The organism is Psychrobacter piscatorii, from assembly GCF_001444505.1.
Taxonomy (GTDB): domain Bacteria; phylum Pseudomonadota; class Gammaproteobacteria; order Pseudomonadales; family Moraxellaceae; genus Psychrobacter; species Psychrobacter piscatorii_B.
The window spans coordinates 18,103-29,313 of record NZ_LNDJ01000072.1 but is presented as its reverse complement, the minus strand read 5'-3'; the positions used below and the strand labels follow the sequence as shown (position 1 = coordinate 29,313).

The 11,211-nt window shown below is 41.5% G+C and carries 10 protein-coding genes and 1 pseudogene; 4 read left to right on the top strand and 7 right to left on the bottom strand.

The features are described from left to right. Nucleotides 1-29: 29 nt before the first annotated feature. The 3 genes from AS194_RS07615 to AS194_RS07605 form a co-directional block, all read right to left on the bottom strand. Nucleotides 30-314, bottom strand: coding sequence for a putative quinol monooxygenase (locus AS194_RS07615; RefSeq protein ID WP_058024911.1), 285 nt, complete (start codon nucleotides 312-314; stop codon nucleotides 30-32). Between the two features lie 20 nt (nucleotides 315-334). Continuing rightward, the gene (locus tag AS194_RS07610; protein ID WP_058024910.1) at nucleotides 335-1,333 is read right to left on the bottom strand and encodes a zinc-binding alcohol dehydrogenase family protein; all 999 of its coding nucleotides are present in this window, start codon (nucleotides 1,331-1,333) and stop codon (nucleotides 335-337) included. Nucleotides 1,334-1,406: 73 nt separating this feature from the next. Beyond that, nucleotides 1,407-2,147, bottom strand: coding sequence for an SDR family oxidoreductase (locus AS194_RS07605; protein WP_058024909.1), 741 nt, complete (start codon nucleotides 2,145-2,147; stop codon nucleotides 1,407-1,409). A gap of 134 nt (nucleotides 2,148-2,281) precedes the next feature. Here AS194_RS07605 and AS194_RS07600 point away from each other — a divergent pair, with 134 nt between their 5' ends. Beyond that, nucleotides 2,282-3,181, top strand: coding sequence for a LysR family transcriptional regulator (locus tag AS194_RS07600; RefSeq protein WP_058024914.1), 900 nt, complete (start codon nucleotides 2,282-2,284; stop codon nucleotides 3,179-3,181). A gap of 14 nt (nucleotides 3,182-3,195) precedes the next feature. Here AS194_RS07600 and AS194_RS07595 read toward each other — a convergent pair whose 3' ends face one another. Next, the gene (locus tag AS194_RS07595; RefSeq protein WP_058024908.1) at nucleotides 3,196-4,212 is read right to left on the bottom strand and encodes a zinc-dependent alcohol dehydrogenase family protein; all 1,017 of its coding nucleotides are present in this window, start codon (nucleotides 4,210-4,212) and stop codon (nucleotides 3,196-3,198) included. Beyond that, nucleotides 4,202-5,197, bottom strand: a complete 996-nt coding sequence (locus AS194_RS07590; protein ID WP_058024907.1) for a zinc-dependent alcohol dehydrogenase family protein — start codon at nucleotides 5,195-5,197, stop codon at nucleotides 4,202-4,204. Before AS194_RS07590 ends, AS194_RS07595 begins: the two co-directional genes overlap by 11 nt. Before the next feature lie 96 nt (nucleotides 5,198-5,293). Between AS194_RS07590 and AS194_RS14175 the strand changes: the two are divergent. From AS194_RS14175 to AS194_RS07580, 3 genes and pseudogenes are all read left to right on the top strand, one after another. Further along, nucleotides 5,294-5,416 (top strand): annotated as a pseudogene (locus AS194_RS14175) (metal-sensing transcriptional repressor); the annotation flags it as partial. Between the two features lie 143 nt (nucleotides 5,417-5,559). After that, entirely contained in the window at nucleotides 5,560-5,874 is a 315-nt protein-coding gene (locus AS194_RS07585; RefSeq protein WP_058024906.1) for a putative quinol monooxygenase, read from the top strand. Nucleotides 5,875-6,247: 373 nt separating this feature from the next. Continuing rightward, nucleotides 6,248-7,369: a Fic family protein gene (locus tag AS194_RS07580; RefSeq protein ID WP_058024905.1), complete on the top strand. Its 1,122-nt coding sequence runs from the start codon at nucleotides 6,248-6,250 to the stop codon at nucleotides 7,367-7,369. A gap of 662 nt (nucleotides 7,370-8,031) precedes the next feature. On the opposite strand, the gene nirD is transcribed toward AS194_RS07580, so the two are convergent. Both nirD and nirB read right to left on the bottom strand, forming a co-directional pair. After that, complete coding sequence (nirD, locus tag AS194_RS07575) at nucleotides 8,032-8,382, bottom strand: nitrite reductase small subunit NirD (protein ID WP_058024904.1); 351 nt, start codon at nucleotides 8,380-8,382, stop codon at nucleotides 8,032-8,034. 90 nt (nucleotides 8,383-8,472) lie between these two features. Continuing rightward, nucleotides 8,473-11,058: a nitrite reductase large subunit NirB gene (gene nirB, locus AS194_RS07570; RefSeq protein ID WP_058024903.1), complete on the bottom strand. Its 2,586-nt coding sequence runs from the start codon at nucleotides 11,056-11,058 to the stop codon at nucleotides 8,473-8,475. Nucleotides 11,059-11,211 lie beyond the last annotated feature (153 nt).

The window sequence follows — 11,211 nt, the reverse complement described above, 5'->3', positions numbered from 1 at the left end:
AACGCTTTTATAGTGGATTGACTATACAGCTATATTTTTTTGATTTCTACAATATCACTTGATTCAATGAGAGATTGGATATTACCAAATAAACTTTGAATATAATCAGAGGCCATATGGATATCTAAATCCTCCCTGCTACGCCATTCTTCTAAGAAGAAATATCTACTCGAGTCATTTTCGCTAATATAAAGCTCATATTTCAAGCACCCTTCTTCTTGAAGCGTAGGCTCTATTACACTTTTTAAAAGCGCTTCTAACGTCTCTTTTTGATCTGATTTTGCCTTAAAGTTCGCAATTATTGAAATAGTCATTATTTCACCTTGAATTTGTTTTAGAAGTTTTCTAGTAAAATTTTGCCTTTTGACTTGCCTGATTCAAGCAACTTATGCGCCTTCTCCAAGTTTGCAGCGTTAATGTTGCCTAGATTTTGGTTGAGGGTACTTCTAATTTTTTGCTGGTCAACTAATTGGGCAACCTGTTGCAATAGATCACCTTGCTTTTCAATATCATCGGTTTCATACATTGAACGGGTGAACATCAACTCCCAATGGATAGAAATAGATTTAGTCTTAAACGGCATAATATCAAAGGTTTGTGGATCATCGATCAATCCAAGCTTGCCTTGTGGTGCAATCAGAGAAACTATCTGCTCGATATAGGTGTCTGTATGATTTGTAGAGAATACGTATTTTGGTTTTGCAATGCCTAGTGTCTCGATTTGTGCATTTAAATCTTTGCTATGATCAATGACATGGTCGGCACCAAGTGATTCCACCCAAGATTTCGTTTCTTCACGTGACGCTGTTGCTATAACGGTCAGATTTGTTTTTGCTTTTAGGAGTTGGATAGCGATTGACCCTACACCACCTGCACCACCAATAATTAAAATACTGCCAACTTCTGTTTCTGAAATTTGAAACCGATCAAACAGCATCTCCCATGCCGTTATTGCAGTTAATGGCAATGCTGCTGCTTCTGCATTAGATACTGTAATTGGTTTATGACTGATAATTCGTTCATCGACTGCTTGATACTCAGCATTACTACCATCTCGGGTTAAATCGCCAGCATACCAAACAGAATCTCCTACTTTAAACGAGGTAACTTTTGAGCCAATTTCAATAATTTCCCCAACGGCATCCCAACCTAAAATACGATTATTTGCTTCAGACGAATTTTTTCTCACTTTGGTATCAACTGGATTCACAGAGATTGCCTGAACTTTTACCAGTACATCACGCTCCTTAAGCGTAGGCTTCGCTTTTTCAATATCTACCAATGAATTTTTAAAATCATCATGGTTATTTATAACATACGATACGGCTTTCATAGATTTGTCCTCAACTTTAAAAAAATAGAGTAAAAATGGGAGCGAAGTGCTCCCATTTTATGTTATTCAGTCATTAAAACTCTTGGCTCGTTGGGCGCAAAACAATTTCATTAATATCTACATCCGCAGGCTGTTCAATTGCATAAGCAATTGCTCGAGCGACTGAGTCAGCTGGTATGGCTTGTTTGTAGAAATCAGTAACAAACTCTGAACTTTCTTTATGAGAAGAACCGAATTTTAGTTCTGACTCAATTGCACCAGGCTCAATAGTAGTCGTTCTAATTGTTTCCCCAACTTCATGACGAAGGCCTTCTGAGATGGCTCTTACAGCAAACTTAGTACCGCTATAAACAGTACCTCCTGGACTAAATACTTTTACCCCTGCAACAGATGAGAGATTAATAAAGTGTCCAAAGTTTTGTTTTTGGAAAACAGGTAGGATAGCTGCTATTCCATAAAGAACACCTTTAATATTAATGTCGATCATACGATCCCATTCATCAACTTTTAGCTCACTTAATGGTGCAATAGACATTAATCCAGCATTGTTTACCAATACATCGATTTGACCAAATGCGCTTAATGCCTTTTCAATAAGTGCTTGCACTTCATGTGGTTTGGTTACATCCACACCAATAAATTCAGCTTGACCACCTTCAGCACGAATGTCGTGAACAATAGCCTCTAATTTTTCAGTACGTCTAGCACCAATTACAACCTTTGCACCTTTTTTAGCAAGTAAGCGAGCAGTAGCTTCACCTAAACCACTACTTGCACCAGTGATAACAATAACTTTATTTTCTATATTATTCATACAAGTAACCTTTAACCTATCTGTCAATTATATTTGAGGGTTAAGTATTACAGCCTTGTTAGGTATAATAAATGAATAATATTATCTTTCAGAATTCCTATTTACGGAATAATTACTATAACACAGGATTGGACATGCAGAACAAATTGGAAATGATGCGTATCTTTTGTGTCGCAGCAGAGTCTCGAAATTTTAAAGAGGCAGCAACTCAACTGGGTATTTCCCCACAGGTAGTGACACGGGCAATAAAAGAGCTAGAAGAGCAGCGCGGAGAGATTTTGTTTTACAGGAGTACTCGACAAATTAAAATTACCGCTGATGGTGAGCGTCTGGCAAAGCAAGCACGTCTTGCGGTGGAATCGATCGATGCTTTGCTTGTAAAAGACACCAAGGAAAAACGAGATGAAATGCGTGGGACTGTCCGTATTACTGTGTCGTCTGTGTTAGGGCGTAAAGTGGTAGTACCTGCACTAGCAGAATTTGCCACACGTTATCCAGATATTGTCGTGGATTGTGTGCTAACAGATTCACACTCGGATGTGATCGATGAGCGGATAGATATCGGGATCAGATTTGGATTTTTGCCGGACAATCGATATGTGGCAAGGGAATTGGCTAAAGTGAAATTTTATTCTGTGGGTACGCCAGAGTTAATTGATAAGGTTGGAATGCCCAAAAAAATTATTGACCTTGATAAATACCCTCTAACAGCACTAGTCGATCATAAAACAGGGCGTTACTGGCCATGGACATTCACCGAAAGTCGAAGCTTTACGCCATCAAAGCCCCGTTTTATTACAGATGATCTAGAAGCTGAATTTCAAGCTATTCTCGCTGGAGTTGGATTCGGACACATGCCTGGATTTCTAGTTTTGCCGTGGCTTAGGAGTGGTAAGCTCATTCAGATACTTCATGAGGAAACCTCTCCCGTTTGGCGCCTGTATTTATATCGTCCACAGCGGGGCCCGACACCTTTGCGAATCCGAGCATTGTTTGATTACTTAGTGGAAGTGCTGGGCCATATAGAAACCTAAATCAGATAAGACCATCATGTATTTAGAGTAACTACAATTTTTCCTATTTGCTGATTTGATTCAAGATAGCGCTGAGCGTCATGCATGTCCTCAAAGTTAAAGCAACGGTCGATCACTGGACGAAGATATCCTGCACCTATACTGCTCAGAATAAATCGTCTGGCTTGCTCCCTTAGAACAGGGTCATGGAGAACCTCAAGAAACAAAAAACCTCGCATGGTTAAGCTCTTGCGTAATGCAATTTTAAGGGGAAATGGTGTGTTCTCCGGGCTAAGTGCACCATGCATAACCATAGTTCCTCCCACAGACATCGCTTTTGCAATCTGTTCAATATGTGGCCCTCCTACAGCATCAAAGGCGACATCAAGATGTTCTCCACCTAAACGTAAAACAAGCGCCTCATACAAATCTGGTTCATCTTCACTGGCTATAACATCTTTAACACCGAGATCCAGTAAACGTTGCTTTTTCTCTATCGTCTGTGTACTTGCAATGACCTTAGCACCCGCTGCTTCAGCTATCTGTATCGCAGCTAGTCCTACGCTACTTGAAGCTGCTGTGATCAAGATCGTTTTTCCTTTCGATAATCCACCAGCATGGATTACACCACCCCAAGCCGTCAAATACTGCATCCAGATTGAAGAAGCTTCTTCCCAGCTTAAACTATCGGGTTTGTGAACTAAAAAAGTTTCTGGAATCAGAAGCTTGTCCGCATATGTTCCATATTTGGCTAGATTATCAGTCGGAAGAATTGATACTGCATCTCCTGGAGAAAATTGGCGTACACCTTCACCTACCGCAAGAACTATGCCTGCTCCCTCATATCCCAGACGAGAAGGGAATACTGCCTTTTGAATATAAGTACCACGCCGAAACATTACATCGGCTCGGTTGAGTCCGATCGTTTTCATCTGTATTAGAACTTCTCCTGCGGCTGGTAAAGCAACAGGAAGTGTTTCTAATGTCAGAACATCTGTATCTCCAATACAATTGAAGCGCCAAGTCTTGGCCTGAAGTGCGTTAAATGACATCGATAACTACCTTAATATTGGCAGAGCGATCTTGAACAGCATCATGAGCCTCAATCGCTTGGTCTAGAGTAAAATGACGAGGATCAACAATAGCACGCAGTTTACCTTCCTCAACGAGACGAGTCGCGGTCTTAAGGATATCACCATGATGAGAACGGCGATTGCCTGTTAACGTCGGCATTAGGACGAATACGCCAGACACTGTGGCACACCGTAGAGATGAATTCGCTAAATTATGATTGCCAAATGCAGCACAGCTGGTGATGTGGCCATAGTGAGTCGTCATGGAAAGTGAAGCTTCGAGTACTGGACCACCCACAGTGTCATAAACAATGTTAAAACCTTGACCCTCAGGGCTTGCAGCAATAATGTCATCGGAAGATGCTGTTGTGTAATCAAGAGGTGTTGCACCGAGTTCTGAAATCAGTGATTGATCAGCTGTACGACCAGTCGCCCAAACATTTGCATCAAGTGCTTTTGCAAGCTGAACCACCATATAACCAACGCCACCAGCACCACCTTGAACCAGTACAGTTTGCCCTGGTTGGACCTTCGCATTATCCACTAAACCTTCCCAAGCGGTGAGGAACGTCAATGGTAGTACTGCTGCCTCGCGCATAGAGATATTCCGTGGCTTTAATGCGATCAGATCAGCATCTGCTACAACATATTCTGCTAAAGATCCTTGAAGACCACGAACGCCACCAATCAGACCGTAAACTTCATCTCCGACGTTGAAGTGGGTGACACCTTCACCCACAGCAGTTACAACTCCAGCCATATCCGTTCCCAACACGGCAGGAAGCTCTGGCATAGCATATGTTGCTTCACCAAGACGAATTTTATAATCAATAGGGTTTACACCACTCGCATGAATACGTACTAGAACTTGCCCAGCCTCTGGTTGAGGTATAGGGAGTTCTACACGCTTAAATTCATGATCACCAAAATTTTCTAGGATAAGCGCATTCATCATCTTATTCATAGTTGTTCCTTATTTTTAACTGGGGGATGACATGCACAATACCAAAGTAAATTAATCCAATAAATGATATTTATAGGATTTAATAATTCCTAAATAATGAATAATAAATATCATCCGCTCACTAAAGATAGGCTTTGCGTCAGAAAGATCAAAGGTCAGACGCAAGCGATTCAAAAAGCGTTAGAAGACAATATGGAATGTGGTGCAATTCTGCAACAATAGCATTATGTCGAAATAAAAACCCAGATTTTGGCTCAGCTATGGGAAGTTTTTTTAACTTTTATACAACAAAACTTTCTGACATGCATACATTAGAAATGTCAGAATCAGTTTTGATTCTAATCAATTGTGGAGTTTTAGTTATGCTTAAAACAGCTTTATATGTCCGTCTTGAAGCTAAACCGGGTAAAGAAGACGAAGTGGAAGCTTTCCTTAAAGGCGGTTTACCTATTGTAATGGAAGAACCTGCGACAGTTGCGTGGTTTGGCCTACGTCTTGGACCTACAACATTTGGTATTTTTGATGCATTTCCTGATGAGGCGGGTCGCCAAGCACATTTATCTGGCAAGGTTGCAGCTGCTTTGATGGATCAGGCCGATGAGCTATTTTCAGAGCCACCGTCTATTGAAAAAGTAGATGTTTTGGCTAGTAAACTACCAGGTCATACCGACGCTTAAATGTATGAGGGTGCTGCCTGAAATTTTGAATAAAAGGCAGCACTCTCTACCATGTCAAGGTAGGTCAATCCTGACAATATCATCTTACACACGTTGATATTATTAGCCTATAAATATTATAAAATTGAATAATCACAATGTAAGTTATAATGCAAGAAAATCTAACTCGTATTTGGGCACTGTATTTTTATAGTGTTTTTACCTCTACTCAAGCCCTTCTCAGAACAAAAAAACTATGTTTGTTCGTTGAGAATCTATTCTTATTACGTCTGCTATTGTCGTTTTTGAATTTCTACGTATTGTTTCTACTGCTTATTCTCTGCATAATATAAGGAGATTGCTGTTCTAATCTCTGCATATCTCTGGGGAACGTATGAAGCATACTACTTATATTCATGAGCACTCAAATTGGACTGAATGGCAATGGTCGGACAAGAAGCTATTGCCACTCGTCAGTCGTGTGCGGATATTACAAGGACATTTATTAGGAAAGCTGCTAACACTAGGGTTCGATCTGAATGTTGAGGCACAATTAGATGCGGTGACCTTAGAGATTATCAAAACTTCTGAGATAGAAGGTGAGACGCTAAATGATGAGCAGGTTCGTTCTTCAGTTGCGCGGCATTTAGGGTTGGATAATGCCAGTATGCCAACCACTACTCGTGAGATCGATGCAGTGGTAGAGATGATGCTAAGTGCCACCTATCGTTATCAACAACCATTATTATTAGATGATCTACTCGGATGGCATCGAGCATTATTTCCAAATGGATATAGTGGGCTTTATCGTATTCAAGCAGGCAGTATCCGTGATGATAGTAAAGGACCAATGCAAGTAGTGTCTGGTGGGTATGGTCGTGAGCAGGTTCATTTTGTTGCCCCCAGTGCAGATAGGTTGCCAGATGAGCTAGACAAATTTTTATTATGGTTTAATACTTCGTCAAATAAGCAAGACGATATAGATTTGGTCATAAAAGCAGGTGTTGCTCATTTATGGTTTGTGACTCTGCATCCATTTGATGATGGAAACGGACGACTAACACGAGCACTCACAGAACGAATGCTGGCAAAAAGCGATAACAGTGCCCAACGCTTTTATAGTATGTCAGCGCAAATTCTCAAACAGCGCAACGACTATTACAAAATACTAGAACGTACGCAAAAAGGTGATAAAGATATCACGGATTGGCTGGTGTGGTTTTTGCAAACGCTAGAGCAATCCCTCATTATAGCTCAAGAAACCACGGATAAAATTATCAATAAGGCAGGCTTTTGGCAGACGCATCGACAGCATGCTTTAAATGATAGGCAAGTGAAGATGTTAAATATTTTGCTGACTGATTTTTATGGCAAACTCACCACTAAAAAATGGGCGACCATGACTAAGTGTTCTATAGACACGGCACTAAGAGATATTAATGATTTAATAGAGAAGGATATGATGCAAAAATCTGTAGCATCAGGGCGCAGTACGAGTTATGAGTTGGTTTTATGATCAAAACTATATTGTTCAAGTCTGCTATGGCAGCAATAAAGTATACAAATAAGCGGTAATAGAGACAACCCATTCAGTGACCTAATATGAGTAGTTCCATTATGAAGGTCTAAAATATTCGATACGATAAGGAAGTCTTAACTTTATAAGAGGGTTGCATCTACAAGATCTTCTTTGTATGTACAGGAGACCAACATAGAGCCCAAGCTGATTGCTCAAGATGATAAAAGCGCTTAGACTTTGTTATACATCTACTGTGCAGTTATTGGTTGTAGAAAATAAAGCAAGATGTCTTACTCCTATGTGATAAATGTGCATTATCATTTGGTGGTGTTCTAAAAAGTATGCTGGCGATAAAAGTCAATAAGAAATCTATGCTAAGTTCTCTGATTCTATAGGGCTTTCAAGGCTTCAAGAATTGTTCAGATCTTAATCAGCATACTTTTTGATACACCACCTATCATTTTAATGTTGATTTATGAATGATCACAAACAGCTTTTCTAATCTTATTTAATATCGATAACTTCCTAGCAGATATCAGTCTCATTAATTTATTAGGGAATGACAAAAGGTTTGATGAAGAATAAAACGGCCTTCGACTCTTAAAGCCAAAGGCTGCTTAAATAGTCTAGAAGGTAGTATGTGCTAGACACACAAATACCTAGTTATATTTTACGATGACATCGCTCCCCTCAAGCTCGACTTTATACGTGTCGAGTATAATGTTTTCATCATCTAAGCATTGACCTGTGACAAGATTAAAGCGCTGCTTATAAATAGGTGAGGCGACATATAGCACATTTTCAGCAGAGCCATCCTCGTTGGTAATAGTCGTGCCGCCAATCAGACCTCTAGACAAGACGTTGGCTTGACTGAACGGATCATAATTATCAAGCGCAAATAACTGTGTCTGCTTCGTGCAAAAAATAGCCACTTGTTTTCCGTTTACGAGCGCACAGACACCTGTCTCGGGAATAATATCATTGATTTTGCACACAGTGAGCTGAGTCATCAGAAGATCCTTAATAGTAAAATATAAATGAGTCCAACAACAAAAAATATTATTTAGCGTCTAATATTAATAGACGCCGACACGTTAAGATTACGCTAATTCGGTCACTTTTATTTGCGTCTTTTCCATGTCGGTTGCAGGGCGAATCTGCTCTCGCTCAGTGACGAATACCACATTGTCATCGCCTTGTTCACTATTAACAAAATGACGGAAACGTTTGAGCTTTTCACTATCAGTAATGGTGGCTTTCCATTCACAAACATAGTTGTCGATGAGTAGTTGCATCTGTGACTCTAGCTCCTCAGCGATACCTAAACTGTCCTCAATAATAACGGCCTGTAGATACTCAAGTCCACCTTCAAGGCTCTCGCGCCATTTAGAGGTACGTTGAAGCTTATCTGCGGTCTTGATATAAAACATGATAATACGGTCTATATATTTGACAACTGTATCCGTATCAAGATCCGTTGCAAATAGCTCGCCATGACGCGGGGTCATGCCACCATTACCGCAGACAAAGAGGTTCCAGCCGTTTTCAGTAGCAATAATCCCAAAATCTTTGCTTTGCGCTTCAGCGCACTCACGAGTACATCCAGATACGCCCATTTTTATTTTATGTGGTGAGCGTACTCCTTTGTAGCGGTCTTCTAGTCTAAGTGCTAAACCCACACTGTCATCGACACCGTAGCGACACCAATTGTTACCCACGCAGGATTTCACTGTACGCAGAGATTTACCATAAGCATGCCCTGTCTCAAACCCAGCATCTACCAGTTGTGTCCAAATATCGGGCAGTTGGTCTAAACGTGCGCCAAATAAGTCGACGCGCTGACCGCCAGTGATTTTGGTATACAGATTGAACTCTTTGGCGACTTGTCCGAGTATGATGAGTTTATCTGCAGTGATTTCACCGCCAGGTACGCGCGGCACGACCGAATAAGTGCCGTCTTTTTGAATATTGCCTAGATAGTAATCGTTGCTGTCTTGCAGTGGCGTGAGTTCGGGTTTGAGTACATAATCATTCCAGCATGACGCCAAAATAGAGGCAACGGTTGGTTTGCAAATCTCGCAGCCATGACCACTACCGTGCTCATCTAATAGCGCATCAAATGTCTTAATGTCTTGTACCCGAATCAAACTATACAACTCCTGACGCGAGTAAGCAAAATGCTCACACAGATCATTATTGACTTCAAAACCAAGCGCGGTTAGTTGATAACCTAATGTGTCTTTCACCATGGGCGCACAGCCACCACAGCCTGTACCGGCACTGGTACATGATTTTACCTCTGCCATGGTATAGGCACCGTCTTCAACGGCGACACAAATAGCACCTTTGGTGACGTTGTAACAAGAGCAAATCGTGGCGCTATCGGGCAGGTTCTCGATACCCATGGTGGGTTTTTCTACGTTGGGTAGGATCAGGCTTTCAGGATGGGTAGGCAGGTCAATATCGTTTAGAAATAGCTGCAAGAGATTGTTGTAATCCTCAGTGTCACCTACCAATACAGCGCCCAGTAGCCGCTTATTATCCGCTGTGGTTACCAGTTTTTTATAGATACCCTCAGCAGGGTTTTGGTATAAATAGCTCAAACTGTTTTCTGTTGCACCGTGCGCATCGCCGATACTGCCCACATCGACGCCCATCAATTTGAGCTTGGTGCTCATGTCAGCGCCTGTAAAGGTCTGAGCATGATCGCCTGCGATTTGTGCGGCGCAAATACTGGCCATGCTATAGCCTGGTGCGACCAAGCCAAAAACGGTGTCGTCCCATACGGCGCATTCTCCAATGGCATATACATTCGGGGCATTGGTACGGCAGGCTTCATCAATCAGAATACCGCCACGGGTTCCGATTTCAATACCGCATTCAGGGTTGCTTTTGATAATGCCATCTTGCGGACGAATACCCGCACTAAAGACGATCATGTCGGTATCTAATGAGGTATCATCAGCGAACTGCATGGTTAAATGACACGATGCTTCATTCGATAGGGTATTGTCGATAATGGCCTTAGTATTTTTACCTGTTAGTACTTTGACGCCAAGGCCTTCAATTTTACGCTTTAAAATATCACCGCCAGCAGCATCGAGCTGTACGCCCATCAGCTGAGGCGCAAACTCGACTACGTAAGTCTCTAATCCTAGTGTGACTAGGGCTTTGGCTGCCTCAAGGCCAAGCAGGCCACCGCCGACCACGACACCTTTTTTGACTTTTGGCTGCTCAGCAGTACTGAGAATATCATCCAAATCTTTAATCGTACGATAGACATGACAGTGCGGATGCTCGCGCCCTGGAATTGGCGGCACAAACGGATAGGAGCCTGTTGCTAATACCAATTCAGCATAGTCTATCTGGGTACCGTCTTCCGTGCTGATACATTGATTGGCGGCATCGATGTTTGTGATTCGCTGATTGAGATGCAACTGAATCTGCGCATCCTCATACCTGCTCAAGTCCACTAAGTTTAGTTTACTCACATCTTTATGTTCAAAATAGCTCGATAGATACACCCGGTCATAAGCTGGGCGATCCTCTTCAGCAAATACGTGAATCTCAAACTGATCGTGTAAGCCTTTTTCTATGGCTCGCTCGATAAAGTGATGTCCCACCATACCGTTACCAATCACCAGTAATTTAGCTTTATTCATCGTACTTACTATAGTGCTACTCATATGCCTATCCTCAGTAATGGGTTTGCTTAAATACTTTCATCTAATGTCCCATCCAAAAGTCGCAAGTTAATTTTTAGATGGTTCAATGATAGATAGTCGTTAATACTTAGATGCCTATAACGATTAAGCCCTCAATAATCGTGCCAAACACAA